Here is an 18,911-nt window from a genome sequence, read left to right on the forward strand (position 1 = left end):
CTAGCCAGCCGCCCGCAAATAATAAAAGAGGTGCATATGGCAGGTTTCGACAAGCGCGTGAGTTCCTACGAGGAAGCCCTGGCCGGGCTTGAGGACGGCATGACCGTTATCGCCGGCGGCTTCGGTCTGTGTGGCATTCCGGAAAACCTGATCGCCGAGATCAAACGCAAAGGCACCCGCGACCTCACCGTCGTTTCCAACAACTGCGGCGTCGACGGTTTTGGCCTCGGTGTGCTGCTCACCGATCGTCAGATCAGCAAAGTCATCGCCTCCTACGTCGGCGAAAACAAGCTGTTCGAAGAACAACTGCTCAAAGGCGACATCGAAGTCATCCTGACCCCGCAAGGCACCCTCGCCGAGAAGATGCGCGCAGGCGGCGCCGGCATTCCGGCCTTCTTCACCGCCACCGGCGTCGGCACCCCGGTCGCCGAAGGCAAGGAAGTACGCGAATTCAAAGGTCGTAAGTACCTGATGGAAGAATCCATCACCGGCGACTTCGCCATTGTCAAAGGCTGGAAAGCCGACCATTTCGGTAACGTCATCTACCGTCACACCGCGCAGAACTTCAACCCGCTGGCGGCTACCGCCGGCAAGATCACCGTGGTTGAAGTCGAAGAAATCGTCGAACCCGGCGAACTCGACCCCTCGCAGATCCACACCCCGGGCATCTACGTCGATCGGGTCATTTGCGGCACGTTCGAAAAACGCATCGAACAGCGCACCATCCGCAAATAATTCAGGCTGACGGAGAATAAAACCATGGCACTTACCCGCGAACAAATGGCTCAGCGCGTCGCCCGCGAAATGCAGGACGGCTTTTATGTGAACCTCGGCATCGGCATTCCGACCCTGGTCGCCAACTACATTCCCGAAGGCATGGAAGTCATGCTGCAATCGGAAAACGGCCTGCTCGGCATGGGTCCGTTCCCGACCGAAGACACTATCGATGCCGACATGATAAACGCCGGCAAACAAACGGTGACTGCGCGTATCGGCGCGTCGATCTTCAACTCCGCCGAATCGTTCGCGATGATCCGTGGCGGTCATGTCGACCTGACCGTGCTCGGCGCGTTCGAAGTGGACGTCGAAGGCAACATCGCCTCGTGGATGATCCCCGGCAAACTGGTCAAGGGCATGGGCGGTGCGATGGATCTGGTGGCCGGCGCCGACAATATCATCGTGATCATGACCCACGCCTCCAAGGATGGTGAGTCGAAACTGCTATCCAAGTGCAGCCTGCCGCTGACCGGCGCCGGTTGCATCAAGCGCGTGTTGACCGACCTCGCCTATCTGGAAATCGAAAATGGCGCTTTTGTCCTCAAGGAACGCGCACCTGGCGTCAGCGTCGAGGAAATCGTCGCCAAAACCGCTGGTAAACTGATCGTCCCGGATCACGTACCGGAAATGCAGTTCGCTGCCCAGTGAGGAATTCGAAAATGCAAGACGTCGTAATTGTTGCCGCCACGCGCACCGCGATCGGCAGTTTCCAGGGCTCCCTGGCCAGCGTGTCCGCGGTTGATCTGGGCGCGGCGGTGATCCGCCAGTTGCTCGAACAAACCGGTCTGGACGGTGCGCAGGTCGATGAAGTGATCATGGGCCAGGTGCTGACCGCCGGCGCCGGCCAGAACCCGGCGCGTCAGGCCGCGATCAAGGCCGGCTTGCCCCATGCCGTGCCAGCAATGACCCTGAACAAGGTTTGCGGTTCGGGCCTCAAAGCCCTGCATCTGGGTGCGCAAGCGATCCGTTGCGGCGACGCTGACGTGATCATCGCCGGCGGCCAGGAAAACATGAGCCTGTCCAACTACGTCATGCCGGGCGCACGCACCGGTCTGCGTATGGGCCACGCGCAAATCGTCGACACCATGATCAGCGATGGCCTGTGGGATGCGTTCAACGATTACCACATGGGCATCACCGCCGAGAACCTCGTCGACAAATACGAGATCAGCCGCGAACAGCAAGATGCTTTCGCCGCCGCTTCTCAGCAGAAAGCCGCCGCCGCGATTGAGGCCGGTCGTTTTGTCGATGAGATCACGCCGATCCTGATCCCGCAGCGCAAAGGCGATCCGGTTGCCTTCAAGGTTGATGAACAGCCGCGTGGCGACACCACTGCCGAATCCCTGGCGAAACTGCGCCCGGCATTTAAAAAGGACGGCAGCGTCACGGCCGGCAACGCTTCGTCGCTGAATGACGGCGCCGCTGCGGTCATCCTGATGAGCGCCGAGAAAGCCAAAGCCCTCGGTCTGCCGGTTCTGGCGAAAATCGCTGCCTACGCCAACGCAGGTGTTGATCCTGCAATCATGGGCATCGGCCCGGTTTCGGCCACCCGCCGCTGCCTCGACAAGGCCGGCTGGAACATCGGCCAGCTCGATCTCATTGAGGCCAACGAAGCCTTCGCTGCGCAATCGCTGGCGGTGGCCAAGGATCTGCAATGGGATCTGGACAAGGTCAACGTCAACGGCGGCGCCATCGCGTTGGGCCATCCGATCGGTGCATCGGGTTGCCGCGTGCTGGTGACCCTGCTGCATGAAATGATCAAGCGTGATGCGAAAAAGGGTCTGGCGACCCTGTGCATCGGTGGCGGTCAGGGTGTGGCGCTGGCGCTGGAACGCGCATAACCAGAGTTCAACAGTGAATGGCGGATCCACGACATCCGCCGCTTGCTGGCAACAAAAACCCGGTGCGACTTGCGTTGCACCGGGTGTTTTTTTGCCTGTTGGAAATGTGCGTTGAGTGTTCCGGCGCCTTCGCGAGCAGGCTCGCTCCCACAGGGAATGCATTTCAAAATGTGGGAGCGACGGTGCGACGATTCGACCTGCTCGCGAAGAGGCCCGCCCGGCCAGCGAAAATCTAAGGCTTGCGCAACAAATACGTATCCATGATCCACCCATGCTCGGCCCGCGCCGCCTTGCGCACCCGCTCGATCTCATCCGCAACATCCGCCAGCCTGCCGCTGATCAAAATCTCGTCCGGTGTGCCCAAGTAGGCGCCCCAGTAAATCTCGGTATCCTGATCGGCCACCCGGTGATACGAATCTTCAGCATCGAGCATCACCACCAGACTGTCCGCATCACTCACCTGCCCTGCCGCCAAACGCCGCCCGGTGGTGATTTCGATGGAACGACCGATGGTGTTCAACGGCACCTTGTGCTGCGCCGCCAACGCCTGAACGCTGGTGATCCCGGGGATCACCTCAAACTCGAAGGCACACGCGCCCGAGGCCAGAATCGTCTGGAGGATACGCACGGTGCTGTCGTACAGCGCCGGGTCACCCCACACCAGGAACCCGCCACACTGACCGTCAGACAATTGGTCATTGATCAGCCGCTCAAAGGTCTGCTGCTTGGCGCGGTTCAGCTCATCGACACTGGCGGCGTAGTCGACATCGCCGCGTTCGCGCTCCGGACTGTGGGCCTCGACGAAGCGGTAGTCAGGATTGTCGATATAGCGCTCACAAATCTCGCGACGCAGGTCGATCAGCTTGTCCTTGCTCTGGCCTTTGTCCATCAGAAAGAACACGTCGACCCGATTCAACGCCTTCACCGCCTGCATCGTGATGTAGTCGGGATTGCCGGCACCGATGCCGATCACCAGCAGTTGTTTCATCACAAAGCTCCTTTAAGACACAGGCGCCAGCGCCCGGTGAAGCGCAGTTCGAGCAGCGACAACGGTTCGACATCGATGTCATGCAACGCCGAACCGCGCAGCACGTGGATCAGCGCGGCGCGGATGACAAACGGATGCGTCACCGCCACGACATGTCCCGACGTGCCTTGCAGGTTAGCTAGCCAAATCGCCACGCGCTGGCATAACTGCGCCACTGACTCACCGTCATGCGGAGTGGCGTGGGGATCGTCCAGCCAGGCGTGCAGCGCGGCGTCTTCCGAGGCTTGCAGGGCTTTGATCGACTGGCCATGCCAGCGTCCCCAGTCACAATCGCGCAGCGCCTCATCAATCTGCGCATCCGAGCCAAACCATGCCGCTGTCTGGCGCGTGCGCAACTCCGGCGCGCAAATCAAGCGTCGCGCGGCGTCGAAACGCTCGGCCAATTCGCCCGGTGTCAGCGGGCTATTTTCAACAGGTTCATTCGTAGGAAAACACGCCAATTTCTGTGCGACGGTTCGCGCATGGCAAATCAATGTCAAACGAGTGGTCTGCACAGGGATCGCTCCGGTGGGCCTTCATGAAAATCAGCGGCGCAAAGCCGTTGTGTCGGCAATTGTGCCGTAAACCGAGGGTTGCAGGGTTGTTGGATCGCCCCGGCATGTGCGGACAAAAGCAAAAATACGGCAATCTCTGACACTAACGTGGGCGATGGACTACAAGCCCTGTCGAAGTCCGTGTGGCCCTTGTTACACAGGCGTCTCGCCCCATTTTGGGGCCTTTTCAACACGCGGAAAAATTCACTAGACATGTAACGCCAGTTACATAAATACTGTTTTAACGGATTATGAAGCGAATTCGACACCCCCCCCATCCAGCAGGAGCCCGGATGCCCCCTCTCAGAGACCTGATCACCGATCCCGGCCTGGATCTTACGCCGTCGGAGCGCAAAGTCGTTCGCGCCTTGCTTGATCAGTACCCACGCAACGGTCTGGGGCCGATGGCGCGTCTGGCCGAACATGCCGGCGTCAGCGATCCGACCATCGTGCGGCTGGTGAAAAAACTCGGTTTCGGTGGTTACGCCGAATTCCAGGATGCCCTGCTCAGTGACATGGATCACCGCCTGCGCTCGCCGCGCACGCTGTTGCAACCGCGCGCCCATCAACACAGGGACGACGCCTGGAGCCACTATCTGGGCGACAGCCATCGCCTGCTGGTCGAAACCCAATCGCTGACCCAACCCGAAGACGTGCGCATTCTCACCGACTGGCTGCTCGATGCCCGGCATCAGGTGTATTGCTTCGGCGGGCGCTTCAGCAGCCTGATGGCCACCTACCTGCTCAATCACCTGCGCTTGCTGCGCCCCGGTTGCTTTGCCCTGGAAGACAACGCGCAACTGCCTGATCGCTTGTTTGATCTGCAACGCCAGGATGTGGTGTTGCTGTTCGACTATCGCCGCTACCAGACCCAGGCCTTGCGAGTCGCCAGCGCGGCAAAAAACAACAACGCCCGCGTGGTGTTGTTCACCGACATTTATGCCTCGCCGCTGCGCGAACTGGCCGACCTGATCATCAGCGCGCCGGTGGAATCGGCTTCGCCGTTCGACACCATGGTGCCAGCGCTGGCTCAGGTCGAAGCACTGATCGCCTGCCTGACCTTGCGCACCGAAAACCTCGCCGATCGCCTGGAAGGCATCGATGCCCTGCGCAATGACTTCAACACCCACCTGCTGGAGGATAAATAAGGATGTTCAGCCTTCCCCACCGCTCGCCGCGAGACTTGCCGTTTGTCACCGATCACACCGCACTGTTGCTGGTGGACATGCAGCGTGCCTGGCTCGAACCGCAGTTCGACGCGCACCTCAACGGGCCTGACGCCGAGTATTTCCTGACCCGTGCACACATGCAGGTGGTGCCCAACCAACGTCGTTTGCTCAGTGCCTTTCGCGAGGCGCGGCAGAACGTGCTGCACACCATTATCGAAAGCCTTACGGCTGATGGCCGTGACCGCTCGCTCGACCACAAACTCTCGGACATGCACCTGCCCAAAGGCAGCGTGCAGGCGCGGATCATTGAAGACCTGAGCCCGGTGGAAAACGAAATCGTCCTGCCAAAGACCTCGTCCGGAGTGTTCAACTCGACCAACATCGATTACGTGCTGCGCAACCTGCAAACCCGTCACTTGATCATCGCTGGCATCGTCACCGATCAGTGCGTCGACATGGCCGTGCGCGACGCCGCCGATCGTGGCTATCTGGTCACCCTGGTGGAAGATGCCTGCGCCACCTACAGCGCCGAACGCCATCACGCCTGCCTGAATGCGATCAAGGGTTACTGCTGGATCACCGACACCGACACCGTGCTCGCCCGCCTGCAGGAGATGCAGCCATGAGCACGCGCCTGACGCCGCTGCCGATGACCACGCTGGTCACCACAGACCTGATCGGCATCACCCGCGGCCGCTCGTTTCCCACTGATGAGCTGGAGCATTATCAAGCCGCCGGCTGCGGCTGGGTGCCGGCCAACAGCGCATTGACGCCGCAGGACATCATTGCTTCGACCAATCCGTGGGGCGCCTATGGCGATTTGCGGCTGATTCCCGACCTGAGCAGCCGCGTCACTGTCGGCAACGGCCCGGACGTCGACGCACCGGCGCTGGATTTCATCCACGGCGATATCCGCGAAACCGATGGCCGCCCGTGGGGCGCCTGCCCGCGCACGTTGTTGCGTGATGAAATCGAGCGTTATCGCGATGAACTGGGCTTGCAGGTCAACGCCGCGTTCGAACATGAATTCAACCTGCACGCCGGTTTTGCCGAGCATCTGGCGTTCTCCCTCGAAGCCCAGCGCCAAGGTGCCGAGTTCGGTGGCTGGCTGCTCAGCGCCCTGCGCGCCGGCGGTGTCGAGCCGGAAATGTTTCTGCCGGAATACGGCAAGCATCAATACGAAATCACCTGCCGCCCGACGCTCGGCGTAGCGGCGGCTGATCGTGCCGTCAACGTGCGCGAGATCACCCGCGAGATCGCCCGGCAAATGGGCCTCGACCTGAGCTTCGCGCCGAAAACTGCGGCGGATGCGGTGTGCAACGGCGTGCATCTACACGTCAGCCTGCTCGATCTGGCCGGCCAGCCAATGCTCTATGACCCCGGTACCAGCAACGGTCTGTCGAGTCTTGGCCAGCATTGGGCGGCGGGGATCCTGCATTACTTGCCGGCCCTCTGTGCCTTCACCGCGCCGACGCCGGTGTCGTACGAGCGCTTGCAGCCGCATCACTGGAGCGCCTCTTACGCTTGTCTGGGTCAACAGAACCGCGAGGCGGCGCTGCGCATCTGCCCGACCGTGAGCCTCGGCGGCAAATCCGTGGCCCAGCAGTTCAACCTTGAGTTCCGCGCCATGGACGCCACCGCCTCGCCGCATCTGGCCATGGCCGCGCTGCTGATCGCCGGACGTCTGGGCATCGAACAGCGTCTGGCGCTGAACGCCATCACTAACGAAATTCCCGATTCACTCAATGACGAGCAACGCAAGGCCCGGGGCATCATCGCCCTGCCCGCCTCGCTGGCCCAGGCGCTGGATTGCCTGCGCAACAGTGGCACCTTCACTGCATGGCTGCCCAAGCCGCTGCTCGACACTTACTACGCCCTGAAAACCGAGGAACTGGCGCTGACGGAACAGCTCTCGCCCGCTGACTTGTGTGAGCACTATGCACGCCTGTACTGAATCCGCCGAGCTGGGGTTGTACACCCGACCGGCCTACAACCTGAGCCGCGCCGACTCGACGCACCCTGTGATTCTGGTGTGCGAACACGCCAACCGCTACATCCCCGAGGCCCTGAACAATCTGGGCCTGGGCGAGGCCGCCGCCGCTGAACACATCGCCTGGGACATTGGTGCGCTGCAACTCGCCGAACAGTTATCGGAAAGGCTCGGTGCAACCCTGCTGAGCGCCAATTATTCGCGCCTGCTGATCGATCTGAACCGGCCACGCCACGCCCCGGACAGTATTCCGGCGCAGAGCGAAATCTATCAGGTGCCGGGTAACCGCGAGCTGGACGAAGCCACCCGCGAGTACCGCCGCCAGACCTTATTCAAACCGTTTCACACGCGCTTGCAAACGTTGATCGACGAACGTGTGGCACAGGGCCAAGCGGTGCGTGTGGTGGGGATTCACAGTTTCACCCCGGTGTTTTACGGCCAGCCGCGACCGCTGGAGGCCGGCGTGCTGTTCGGTCAGGCCAAGGCCTACGCGCAACGCCTGCTCGACGGTCTCGGCGAGCATCCGCTGAAAGTGGCCGGTAATCAGCCCTACAAGATCGATCCGCTGGGCGACATGACCGTGCCGGTGCACGGCGATGCCCGTGGCCTCGACTCGGTGCTGATCGAGGTGCGCAACGATTTGCTGCGCAGCCCCGAAGCCGTATCGCGCTGGGCCGGATACCTCGCGCCGTTGCTGTAATGAATGAAAGACTGCTGACGCTGTAAACGATGGATCGATAACAACTAAAACGACCGACTGGCTGACAAGGAGTTGCGCTTCATGGAAATTGAAGAATTCGGCTACAAGCAAGAGTTGAAACGTAGCCTGACGCTGACCGATCTGGTGGTATACGGGATGATCTTCATGATCCCCATCGCCCCGTTCGGTGTGTATGGCTACGTCAACGCCGAGGCACCGGGGATGGTGCCGTTGGCGTACATTATTGGCATGGTGGCGATGCTGTTCACCGCGCTGAGTTACGGCAGCATGGCCAAGGCTTTTCCGATTGCCGGTTCGGTCTATTCCTACGCGCAACGCGGCCTCAATCAGCACGTCGGCTTCATCGCCGGTTGGCTGATGCTGCTCGATTACCTGCTGATCCCGCCGCTGCTTTACGTTTACGCGGCGATGGCCCTCAACCACTTGTACCCGGACATCCCGAAAGTCGGCTTTATTCTGGCGTTCCTGGTCAGCGCGACCTTCGTCAACCTGCGCGGCATCACCTTCACGGCACGGATGAACATCATCTTCCTGCTCGCGCAACTGGTGGTGCTGGGGATTTTCCTGTTCTACGCCTGGAATGCCCTGCACAACGGTGGCGGTAACGGCGAGCTGACCCTGGCGCCGCTGTATCACGCGGAAACCTTCAACTTCGCCCTGCTGATGCAGGCGGTGTCGATTGCAGTGCTGTCGTTCCTCGGCTTCGATGCGATCTCGACACTCGCTGAAGAAATCAAAGGCGATCCGGGCAAAAGCGTCGGCAAAGCGGCGCTGATCACCCTGGTAGTGATGGGCGTGATTTTCGTTGCGCAAACCTGGATTGCCACCGATCTGGCGGCCGGCATGGGTTTCAAATCCGCCGACACCGCGTTCTATGAAATCGCCGGAATCGCCGCCGGCAGTTGGCTGGCGACCCTGACCGCTGTCGCGACGGCATTGGCTTGGGGCGTGGCCGTGGCGATCACTTCGCAAGCCGCAGTCTCGCGTCTGCTGTTCGGCATGGCCCGCGACGGCAAGCTGCCGAAAGTGCTGGCCAAGGTGCATCCGAAACACAACACGCCGTACCTGAGCATTTATCTGGTGGCGGTGCTGTCGCTGGTGATCTGCTACCTGTTCATCAACTCGGTCGACACCCTGACCTCGCTGGTCAACTTCGGCGCGCTCAGCGGCTTCATGCTGCTGCACCTGACAGTGATCAACTACTACTGGCGTCGGCAGAAGTCCGGCCAAGTGGTGCGTCACCTGATCTGCCCGGTCATCGGCTTCATCATCGTCGCGGCCATCATGTACAACATGGGCGTCGATGCGCAGAAGCTCGGCCTGATCTGGATTGCCCTGGGCCTGGTGTATCTGTTCTTCCTGAATAAACTCGGCGCCAGTACCGCGCTGCCTGACCCGAGCAACGGCTGACAAGAAAAAGAGCGGCGTCTGACAACAAATCAGGCGACCGCCGATTTATCGCGTGGACACCGACAGTGATAGTCAGGTTTGGCGACATCGCCGAACCTTTTGATACAGGAGTACATCCATGCTGGTCTTACGCCCAGTCGAACAGACTGACCTGCCCCAGCTACAACAATTGGCCCGCGACAGTCTGGTGGGCGTAACTTCCCTGCCGGACGACAGCGAACGCCTGCGCGAGAAAATCGCCGGCTCCTGCGCCTCGTTTGACAGCGAAGCGGCATCCCAAGGCCCGGAGAACTACTTCTTCGTGCTGGAAGACCTGGACCGCCAACGGCTGGTCGGCTGCTCGGAGATTCTCGCGACGGCGGGCTTCGACGAGCCGTTCTACAGCCTGCGCAACCGCCATTTCACCAGTGCATCCCGCGAACTGAACATTGAACATGGCGTGCCGGCGCTATCGCTGTGCCATGACCTCAGCGGCCACACATTGCTGCGTGGTTTTCACATCAATGCCGAACTGGTGCGTACGCCGTTCTCCGAATTGTTGTCCCGTGCGCGCCTGTTGTTCATCGCCGCTCACACGCGGCGCTTTGCCGAAGCGGTGATTACTGAACTGGTCGGCTACAGCGACGAGCAAGGTCATTCGCCGTTCTGGGATGCGCTGGGCAAACACTTCTTCGACCTGCCCTACGCGGAAGCTGAACGCCTGTGCGGGCTGCAGAGCCGCACGTTTCTCGCCGAACTGATGCCGCAATACCCGATCTACGTGCCGATGCTGCCGCAAGCGGCGCAGGACTGTATCGGTCGTATTCACCCGGACGGTCAGGAAGCGTTCGACATCCTTGAGCGTGAGGGTTTCGAAACCAACAGCTACATCGACTTGTTCGACGCCGGCCCGACCCTGTATGCGCGCACCAGCAACATTCGTTCGATCGCCCGCAGCCAGACGGCAACAGTTCAGCAAAAACCCCAAATCGATGCCCGCGGTCGTTATCTGCTGAGCAACGACGCGCTGCACGGCTTCCGGTCGATCATGGCCGAACTCGATTACCAGACCGATCAACCGCTGTCCCTCACCCCTGCAATGTGTGCGGCGCTGAACGTAACCGATGGCAGCCCGATCCGGCTGATTGCCCTGTGAAACCCGCCCGGTTGCGCAGTCAACGACAGTGCCCGAACAGGCGCGCAGAAGGAGTTACAGCATGATTGTCCGCCCGGTCAAAGTCAGCGACCTGCCAGCCTTGATGGCGCTGGTGCAACAGGCCGGCCCGGGGTTCACCACCCTGCCGGCCAACGAAGATCGCCTGTCCCACCGGGTCCGTTGGGCGCAACGGGCGTTCGCCGAACAAGTGGAACGAGCCGACGCAGACTATCTGTTTGTGCTCGAAGACGACGACATGCGCGTGGTCGGCGTCAGCGCTCTGGCCGGGGCGGTCGGCCTGCGTGAGCCGTGGTACAACTATCGGGTCGGATTGACGGTGAGTTCGGCGCCGGATCTGGGCATTCAACGGCAGATCCCGACACTGTTTCTCAACAACGAACTCACCGGCCAATCTGAGCTGTGCTCGCTGTTTCTCGGCCATGACCAGCGCCACGGCAGCAATGGCCGCTTGTTGTCACTGGGGCGATTGCTGTTCGTTGCCGAGTTCCCGCACTTGTTCGGCGAGAAGATGATTGCCGAACTGCGCGGCAGTGCCGATGAACACGGTTGTTCGCCGTTCTGGGACAGCCTGGGTCGGCATTTCTTTCAAATGGACTTCAGCCATGCCGACCACTTGTCCGGGCTGGGCAACAAATCGTTCATCGCCGAACTGATGCCGCGCCAGCCGCTGTACACCTGCCTGCTCACCGAACAGGCCCAGGCAGCGATCGGCCAGGCACACCCGAATACCGAACCGGCGCTGAAGATCCTCCAGGCCGAAGGGTTTACCCACAAAGGCTACATCGACATCTTCGACGGCGGCCCGGTGATCGAAGCGCCGGTGCGCAATATCCGCACCGTGCGCGAGAGCGTCGAGCTGGCCCTGAGCCTCGGCAGCCCGGACGAACAGGCGCCACTGTGGCTGATTCACAACCGGCGTCTGGAGAACTGCCGCATCACCGTCGCTCGCGCCCGCCGGGTCGGCAGCAGCCTGGTGATCGACCGCCTCACCGCCAAGCGCCTGCAACTGCAACCGGGCAACTCGGTACGCGCGGTGATGCTGCCCAATCAACAGCAACAGGCGGTGGCGGCCTGACGGTCACCACCGCAAAAAGGTAAATCCTTTCAGCAAAAGGGTCAGCGACAACCTGTCCCTTGCAAATTCGTCATGATCCTTGACCCATTCGCGTGATAGCCTTTTCATTCTTCGGCGTTGACACCTTTGTTCAAGCCTTTCCATTCCTTTGTATTGGTGGAACTCGTATGACCCGGCTTTCCCATCAAGATTTGCGCCGTAACTTCCGTCAACTGCTGGCCTCCGACACCTGCTACCACACCGCGTCGGTGTTCGATCCGATGTCCGCGCGCATCGCTGCTGACCTGGGTTTTGAAGTGGGCATCCTCGGTGGTTCCGTGGCCTCGTTGCAGGTGCTCGGTGCCCCGGACTTTGCCCTGATCACCCTCAGCGAGTTCGCCGAACAGGCCACCCGCATCGGCCGCGTCGCCCAATTACCGGTGATCGCCGACGCCGACCACGGCTACGGCAACGCCCTCAACGTGATGCGCACCATCGTCGAACTGGAACGCGCCGGCGTCGCCGCCCTGACCATCGAAGACACCTTGCTGCCGGCACAATTCGGCCGCAAATCCACCGACCTGATTACCGTTGCCGAAGGCGTCGGCAAGATCCGCGCGGCGCTGGAAGCCCGGGTTGATACGGAAATGGCGATCATCGCCCGTACCAACGCCGGTATTTTGCCGAACCAGGAAATCATCAGCCGCACTCGCCAGTACCAGGCTGCCGGGGCTGACGGCATCTGCATGGTCGGCATTCAGGATTTCGATCAGCTTGAGCAAATCGCCGAACACCTGACCGTACCGCTGATGCTGGTGACCTACGGCAACCCGGCGCTGCGCGACGACAAACGTCTGGCCGAACTCGGTGTACGCGTGACCATTGATGGCCATGGTGCTTACTTTGCGGCGATCAAAGCGACGTATGACAGCTTGCGTGAACAGCGGCAGATCTTTACCCAGGCCTCCGACCTGAGCGCGACCGAGTTGACGCACACCTATACCCAGCCGGAGGAATACATTCTCTGGGCCAAGGAATACATGAGCGTCAAGGAGTGATGGGTTGGCCGGGCTGACGCCATCGCTGGCAAGCCAGGCTCCCACAGGTTATGCGGTTCGACATCAATTGATGGTTCAGCACCAAACCCTGTGGGAGCTGGCTTGCCAGCGATGAGGCCTGCCGCTACACCGCTAAACCGGCGTCTTGTAAGCCTCCTCCCGCTGCACCGCCCGCGCCTGAATCACATTCAGAATCGCACAGCCCTCGCGCATCAACAGATGCACCGCACTGGTCACCCGCGTCAGATCACAATCGGAAATGCCTTTGAGGTTGAGGCTGGCAAAGGTGTCGGCCAGATCGCGCACGACCACAAACCGGTGCATCGCACAGGCGGCCATGTCGCTGAGTTCTGAGTGGGTATTGAGGAAGAGCACCGGGGATTCGGCGTCGTAGGTGTCGATGGGGAGGAAGCGGGGCATTACTTGGTCGGTCATAGGTGTATCTCCAGGTAAGGCAACCACCGTTCGCGGCCAAACGAATAAGGTGGCAGCTGTGTGCGGGTTGGCCGACCAGATACCTGAAAGATCCGGCACACCCGCAGGTGTCCCGCGCACAGCTACCATTACACGCTGCTCAGTCCTTGAAGGTCTGAACAATGGCACTGTTTGCATTTCAGGTTACCGACCGGCCAAGGTCGTTCGCGGTGTTTTTCCGCTAGCCCGAACTATAGGGGTCGATACCGAAACGCGGCAACAGGGTACGTTGTAGGAAACGTCTTGAAAAGTTGTGCGCAATAAGGAGGGCTCGTAGGATCCGCCTAGAAGCGCACCAGACGCTCTCATTACCGCTTAGCCTACGCATGATCCTGCCTCTTGTTTTCCGTTCTGCCCTGAATTAGAGTCCGACTCATGCCAGTGACTAGGAGCATCTCCAGTCATCAAATCTGGCCTCTACAGGTGTCTAGTCTCCTTTTACGTTTGTGTGTCTCTCTAGCAGTCAGCTAGGAGGCACACAGATAGTAAACTTTGCCTTTCAAGCAGGCGTATTCCGCATCCATCCACTCTCGCCATAGCTGATTCAGCTACCTATCGATTTCTGTCTAGATTACTACTGCTCTCGTAATTACTCCTCACCCTGTGAAATTTCCTACCCTATACACTCCCTCTGAAATGTATTTTTCCTACGTAAAACAGAGCAATTTCTCTTTTTTTTGAAATGATTGTGCAATGCGATGTTTTGCGGCATATTTTATCGAAAGCCACCCATCGCCCCAGTTAAACCCTAGGGTTAACAAATGAACAAAAGACCTTTAATAGATCTATTAACAGCGATGCATCAGGGAAAATTCGATTTCCCTGAACTGGACACTGGAAACATCAACGACTTATACGAAACAAAAATCTATAACAACAGAGAAATACACATCCCAAACAAAAAACTAAAAACATTTCACTCATTCCTAAAACTTTTTCTTCTAGAACACCTAAGCACAAACGAAGAAGTTGTATTCTCATATCGAAAGGGTGTCAACGCTGTAGATGCAGTATCAAAGCACTCAAATAGCAAATATTTCTTCCAAACAGATATAAACGATTTCTTTAACAGCATTGACGAAGAACTGGTAAAAACAACAATAATAAGAGATATTGAAAAATGTCCAATTTCAGATATAAATCTGCACATCGACAGCATCATTAAAACCCTAACAATAAAAAACTCCGTACCGGTCGGATTTTCAACATCACCTCTCCTTAGCAACTCGTGCTTATTCATTTTCGACAACAGCCTTAAAGACTACTGCGACAAAAACTCACTAACACTATCGAGATATTCCGATGACATAATTGTCTCAGGCAAAAAAAAAGAACCCATACTTGAAGCCGAGAGATATATCGCACAACTATTATCAGACACCACAAAAAATAAACTCTCAATAAACATCAAAAAAAGCAAACACACCCAAACAGGAAACAAAATAAAATTACTTGGAATGGTGATACTCCCCAATGGAAAAGTAACTATAGATATAAAGTTCAAAAAAGATACAGAAGTAAAACTACACTACTATTTAACAAACAGAGAAAAATTCATTGAGATTGTCGATTCAGATATAGAAACCGCAATAGAAAAACTGTCTGGACACTTAAACTATTACAACACAGTAGACCCAAGCTATTTAGACAAGTTAAGAAAAAAATACGGCGCAACCACTGTTGATATGTTTCTTCACAAATCGGACAGATTATAATGCTACTCTCAGTCGAACTAAAAAACATACAACATATTAAGAATATGATTTTTAGCTTAGACTTGAGCCAGAACAAGCTCACTTGCCTTGTAGGCAAGAATGGAATTGGAAAGACGACACTTATTAAATCAATTCTTAATTTTCGCTCCGCAGATACATTTTCAAAAACCACGTCACCTGGAGTGTTCAAGGATGGCAGTGAAGTCACGTACAAAATTGGGAATGACGAGTACCTATTCAGCTTCGATGCGACGATTAACACCCTCAACTGCAAGTCAGCGATCCCGGATGAGATTAAGAAAACTATTGACGTCGAACTTCCAATGCCGTATGGCCAGAGATTCAATCATTTCCAAAGCATCAGCACTGCCGACAAAGATATCAGAACAGCAATTATCTTAGGCAAATTCACAACACCTCACGAACTTATTGAATTCCTCAACGATATTTACTCCTGCGACAAATTCAATAACTTAATTGAAATACAAGTAAAGAACACCAAATACTATTGTATCCCTCTCGAAAAAGACAGGTACGTAAGAGAGGACCATCTAAGCTCTGGCGAGTTTTTCTTGATCAGCCTTTATCGAAAAATCACCAATCGATGCAAACTGATTGTAATTGACGAAATAGATATCTCATTAGATGCAGCAGCTCAAGCTCATCTAATCCGACGGCTACGCGCCTTTTGCGACACATACAAAGTAAACATATTCTGTACAACTCATTCCCTAGCACTAATGAGAACTCTTAAAGACAAAGAGCTTTTCTACATGTCCAACAGCGAAGGAAGTGGCGACATAATTCCCGCATCGTATAATTATATAAAAAGCATAATGTTCGGATTCAAAGGGTGGGACAAATACATCCTTACAGAAGACGACATGTTAAAGAATCTACTTGACTTCATTATAGCAAAATATTGCCCAACCAATTTTTCACAATACAAAATTGTCCCTATTGGAGGCGGATCAAATGTGACAAAGCTATTAGCACTCAATGCAAAAGAGCGTTTCCTTTCCAATCCGGAAAATGTAATCTCCATACTTGACGGCGATCAAAGAATATACAAACATATAAAAAATTGTCCCAACACCTATTTCTTGCCTTTCGACAGCGTGGAAAAAAGAATCTTCCAAGACCACAAATTATCAAAATTTCTGCCAGATTTTCAATGCACTGAAGCCATTGTCACCGATAAACATTTCTATAAAAAAATCATTGAAACCAACGAAACTACCGACCCTAAGATATTCGAATACCTTTGCAACTCCTCGATGGAGGATATAACTAATCTCAGCAAAGAAATCGCGTCTTTTTTAGCTCAAAGACCTGATTAACTCTACCTATTAAACCTTTGTTACTTCCGAAAGCTAAACAGCCCACAATCCATAACGGCCGCTCAGCTCTCGCTCATTTATTATTTATTCTTTGCCAACTCCATAATCATCCGCGACAACAGATAAATCCGCGGCGCCACGCTCGCCACTTCGGCGTATTCCTCCGGCGTGTGAATATTGCCGCCGACAATCCCGAAACCATCCAGCGTCGGCGTGCCGACCCCGGCCGACAAACTCGCATCCGCCGCGCCACCACTGCCCTCCTCGGTCAGCTTGCGGCCAATCTCGCCATAAATCCCCTGGGCCATGGCCATCAGGCGATCCGACTCAGGCGTTTGCGGCATCGGTGGCAAGCCGCGTTGTAATGAAGTCTTCACTTCCGTCTCAGCAATCAATTTGTCCTGCGACACCCGTGCCAGATCCTTCTCGATCCGGTCAAACTCCTCCGGCACCGCCGCGCGCACGTCGGCCTTGGCCGTGGCTTGATCGGGAATCACGTTGGTGCGGTCGCCGGCCTTGAGCACGGTGAAGTTGATGGTGGTCTTCTTCGCTTCATCGCCGAGTTTGCCCAGTTGCAGAATCTGGTGCGCCGCTTCCATCGCGGCGTTGCGCCCCAGTTCCGGGGCGACGCCGGCGTGTGCGGCTTTACCCTTGACCTCGACCAGCGCCGTCGCGCTGCCCTTGCGCCACACCACCAGGCCATCAGCCGGGCGTCCCGGCTCAAGGTTGAGGGTCACGTCGTGCTGTTTGGCGGTTTTCTTGATCAGATCGGTGGCGACGTCCGAACCGGTTTCTTCGCTGGCGTCGAGCAGGAAAGTGATTTGCGCGTAGTCCTTGAAGTCGAGGTTTTTCAGGACTTTCAGCGCAAAGATCCCGGCGACGATGCCGCCCTTGTCATCCATCACCCCTGGCCCGTAAGCGCGGCCGTCCTTGATGTGGAACGGCCGCTCGGCCGCCGCCCCCTCCTTGAACACCGTGTCCATGTGCGCCATCAGGAGGATTTTCGCCTTGCCGGTGCCTTTCAGCGTCGCCAGTACATGGTTGGATTTTTCCGGTGTGTTCGGCACCAGTTCGATGGTGGCGCCGAGTTTTTTCAGCTCATCGATGGCGATGTCGCTGACTTGCTTGAGGCCCGGTTCATAGCCAGAACCGGAGTCGACATTGACCAGCCGTTCCAGCAATTTCAGCGCTTCTGGCTGGTATTGCTCGGCATCAGCGAGCACTTGTTTGTGCGGTTCGGCAAAGGCGTGGGCAGCGGAGAAAGTGAGAGACAGGCCGAGGCTAGCGGCCAGCAGGGAGCGAGAAAATGAGCACGTCATGAAGCGATCCTTGTTTAGCGTCGGGGGGATTTAACCGTACCCGACATCGGCGCGAGGCTCTACACCGAATGCGACCTCTCCCTGACCACCACCGAACACGTGTAGGAGCTGCCGAAGGCTGCGATCTTTTGATCTTGCTTTTGATTTAGAAAGACCAAAGTCAAAAGATCGCAGCCTTCGGCAGCTCCTACAGGGGATGTGGGGTATAGCGGTCAAACCGAATCCAGTAACGTCTGCCGGGACTTGTCATCGCAATTGCAGATCACCCGGTTACGCCCGCTGGCCTTGGCCTCGTACAACGCCTGATCGGCATCATTGAGCCAGCGTGTTGCGTCGGCATGCGCCGGATCGTACGCCGCCAGGCCGATGCTCAAGCTGACCTTCAACGCCGGATTCTGCTCATAACCCAGAATCGCGAAGCGCTCACGCAACGCTTCCATCGCCTGCGCGGCGTTGAACAGCGGCAGATCCGGCAAAATCACGCAGAACTCATCACCGCCATAACGCCCGGCAACGTCCGTCGCCCGCAGGTTTTGTTTAAGCAACTTGCTCAACTGGCGCAACACGATGTCGCCCGCGACATGGCCGTAGGTGTCGTTGATCGCCTTGAAGTGATCGATGTCGATCAGCGCAATCGCCGCACCCTGCTTCTGCCGCTTGCAGCGCTGAAAAGCGATCTCCAGTTGATCCTTCCAGGCGCCATGATTGAGCAACCCGGTCAGGCTGTCGGTGCGGCTCAAGGCGAGCAATTCGCGTTTATGCAAGCCAAGCGTGTAGGCCTGACGAAAGCAGATCCAGCCCAGCGCCAAGGGGTATAGCAGCAGAAGCGGGAAACAGGCATACATTTGTGCAGGTGTGGTTTGCGGAATGAATGCCGGAGCAAACACCACCAGCCCGACGCCGACCCCGAGCAACTGCGCCGCTGAGCCTGCCAATAGAAAGCGTGAACCGCCGATAGCGACGTTGTTCATCGCCATCATCGAAATGGTCGTGGCAGTGGGCAGCGGATTGAAATGCATGGCGGCAAGCCAAAAGCCGCCGAAAAAGGCGTCGATCAACAGATTGCGGTGTTCAGCGTGGTAAGGAACCCGGGCGCGGCGCGCCCATTGAAACGCCAGATGCGGCCAGACCAAGCCATTGAAGAACATCAACGCCCAGACCCAGAGCGGCGGATCGAGCGAATACATCGCCACGCTCACGCACACAAGCCCCAGAATCAACCCGAGGATGCGCGATGTATAAAGCCTCCTGGCCAATGAAAGTCCCTTTCCTCCGGTATTTCCCATAAGGACCTCGATCACGCACA

General features: G+C 57.2%; 18 protein-coding genes. 13 read left to right on the top strand and 5 right to left on the bottom strand.

Going from position 1 to position 18,911, the window contains the following annotated elements:
• Positions 1 to 36: 36 nt before the first annotated feature.
• The 3 genes from CKW26_RS03410 to CKW26_RS03420 are packed head-to-tail and all read left to right on the top strand — an operon-like array spanning position 37 to position 2,618.
• Positions 37 to 735 carry a CoA transferase subunit A gene (locus CKW26_RS03410; protein ID WP_016983257.1) on the top strand — a complete coding sequence of 233 codons (699 nt, stop codon included), beginning with the start codon at positions 37 to 39 and terminating at the stop codon, positions 733 to 735.
• Positions 736 to 759: 24 nt separating this feature from the next.
• Positions 760 to 1,425, top strand: a complete 666-nt coding sequence (locus tag CKW26_RS03415; protein ID WP_093439005.1) for a CoA transferase subunit B — start codon at positions 760 to 762, stop codon at positions 1,423 to 1,425.
• Between the two features lie 11 nt (positions 1,426 to 1,436).
• Entirely contained in the window at positions 1,437 to 2,618 is a 1,182-nt protein-coding gene (locus tag CKW26_RS03420; RefSeq protein ID WP_095047509.1) for an acetyl-CoA C-acetyltransferase, read from the top strand.
• A 232-nt stretch (positions 2,619 to 2,850) separates the two neighbouring features.
• Here CKW26_RS03420 and cobF read toward each other — a convergent pair whose 3' ends face one another.
• Positions 2,851 to 3,606: a precorrin-6A synthase (deacetylating) gene (gene cobF / locus CKW26_RS03425; RefSeq protein ID WP_095047510.1), complete on the bottom strand. Its 756-nt coding sequence runs from the start codon at positions 3,604 to 3,606 to the stop codon at positions 2,851 to 2,853.
• Positions 3,606 to 4,160, bottom strand: a complete 555-nt coding sequence (locus CKW26_RS03430) for a histidine phosphatase family protein (protein ID WP_095047511.1) — start codon at positions 4,158 to 4,160, stop codon at positions 3,606 to 3,608. The genes cobF and CKW26_RS03430 overlap by 1 nt, the downstream gene beginning before the upstream one ends.
• Before the next feature lie 332 nt (positions 4,161 to 4,492).
• On the opposite strand from CKW26_RS03430, the gene CKW26_RS03435 reads away from it, so the two are divergent.
• From CKW26_RS03435 to CKW26_RS03470, 8 genes are all read left to right on the top strand, one after another.
• Complete coding sequence (locus CKW26_RS03435; protein WP_093439023.1) at positions 4,493 to 5,347, top strand: MurR/RpiR family transcriptional regulator; 855 nt, start codon at positions 4,493 to 4,495, stop codon at positions 5,345 to 5,347.
• 2 nt (positions 5,348 to 5,349) lie between these two features.
• Positions 5,350 to 5,994, top strand: a complete 645-nt coding sequence (locus CKW26_RS03440) for an isochorismatase family cysteine hydrolase (RefSeq protein WP_095047512.1) — start codon at positions 5,350 to 5,352, stop codon at positions 5,992 to 5,994.
• Positions 5,991 to 7,322 carry a glutamine synthetase gene (locus CKW26_RS03445; protein WP_093439031.1) on the top strand — a complete coding sequence of 444 codons (1,332 nt, stop codon included), beginning with the start codon at positions 5,991 to 5,993 and terminating at the stop codon, positions 7,320 to 7,322. The genes CKW26_RS03440 and CKW26_RS03445 overlap by 4 nt, the downstream gene beginning before the upstream one ends.
• A complete protein-coding gene (locus tag CKW26_RS03450) occupies positions 7,306 to 8,058 on the top strand; it encodes an N-formylglutamate amidohydrolase (protein ID WP_095047513.1) in 753 nt (250 codons plus the stop codon). Before CKW26_RS03445 ends, CKW26_RS03450 begins: the two co-directional genes overlap by 17 nt.
• Positions 8,059 to 8,139: 81 nt before the next feature.
• Positions 8,140 to 9,489 (top strand): APC family permease, encoded by a 1,350-nt coding sequence (locus CKW26_RS03455; protein WP_095047514.1) that lies wholly within the window; start codon positions 8,140 to 8,142, stop codon positions 9,487 to 9,489.
• Positions 9,490 to 9,607: 118 nt separating this feature from the next.
• A complete protein-coding gene (locus CKW26_RS03460; RefSeq protein ID WP_095047515.1) occupies positions 9,608 to 10,624 on the top strand; it encodes an arginine N-succinyltransferase in 1,017 nt (338 codons plus the stop codon).
• A 61-nt stretch (positions 10,625 to 10,685) separates the two neighbouring features.
• Positions 10,686 to 11,720, top strand: coding sequence for an arginine N-succinyltransferase (astA, locus tag CKW26_RS03465; RefSeq protein ID WP_095047516.1), 1,035 nt, complete (start codon positions 10,686 to 10,688; stop codon positions 11,718 to 11,720).
• A gap of 167 nt (positions 11,721 to 11,887) precedes the next feature.
• Positions 11,888 to 12,757, top strand: a complete 870-nt coding sequence (locus CKW26_RS03470) for an oxaloacetate decarboxylase (RefSeq protein ID WP_007919546.1) — start codon at positions 11,888 to 11,890, stop codon at positions 12,755 to 12,757.
• A gap of 132 nt (positions 12,758 to 12,889) precedes the next feature.
• On the opposite strand, the gene CKW26_RS03475 is transcribed toward CKW26_RS03470, so the two are convergent.
• On the bottom strand, positions 12,890 to 13,192 hold the full coding sequence (locus CKW26_RS03475; RefSeq protein ID WP_034152534.1) for a hypothetical protein: 303 nt from the start codon (positions 13,190 to 13,192) through the stop codon (positions 12,890 to 12,892).
• Positions 13,193 to 13,992: 800 nt separating this feature from the next.
• On the opposite strand from CKW26_RS03475, the gene CKW26_RS03480 reads away from it, so the two are divergent.
• Both CKW26_RS03480 and CKW26_RS03485 read left to right on the top strand, forming a co-directional pair.
• Entirely contained in the window at positions 13,993 to 14,946 is a 954-nt protein-coding gene (locus tag CKW26_RS03480) for a reverse transcriptase domain-containing protein (RefSeq protein ID WP_095047517.1), read from the top strand.
• Complete coding sequence (locus tag CKW26_RS03485) at positions 14,946 to 16,286, top strand: ATP-dependent endonuclease (protein ID WP_095047518.1); 1,341 nt, start codon at positions 14,946 to 14,948, stop codon at positions 16,284 to 16,286. Before CKW26_RS03480 ends, CKW26_RS03485 begins: the two co-directional genes overlap by 1 nt.
• An 80-nt stretch (positions 16,287 to 16,366) precedes the next feature.
• Here the strand turns inward: CKW26_RS03485 and CKW26_RS03490 are convergent, their stop codons facing one another.
• Both CKW26_RS03490 and CKW26_RS03495 read right to left on the bottom strand, forming a co-directional pair.
• Positions 16,367 to 17,605, bottom strand: coding sequence for a M20/M25/M40 family metallo-hydrolase (locus CKW26_RS03490; protein ID WP_095047519.1), 1,239 nt, complete (start codon positions 17,603 to 17,605; stop codon positions 16,367 to 16,369).
• A gap of 212 nt (positions 17,606 to 17,817) precedes the next feature.
• Positions 17,818 to 18,891 (bottom strand): diguanylate cyclase, encoded by a 1,074-nt coding sequence (locus CKW26_RS03495; RefSeq protein WP_095047520.1) that lies wholly within the window; start codon positions 18,889 to 18,891, stop codon positions 17,818 to 17,820.
• Positions 18,892 to 18,911: the final 20 nt, after the last annotated feature.

The organism is Pseudomonas sp. Irchel s3h9 (assembly GCF_900187475.1).
Lineage (GTDB): Bacteria > Pseudomonadota > Gammaproteobacteria > Pseudomonadales > Pseudomonadaceae > Aquipseudomonas > Aquipseudomonas neuropathica.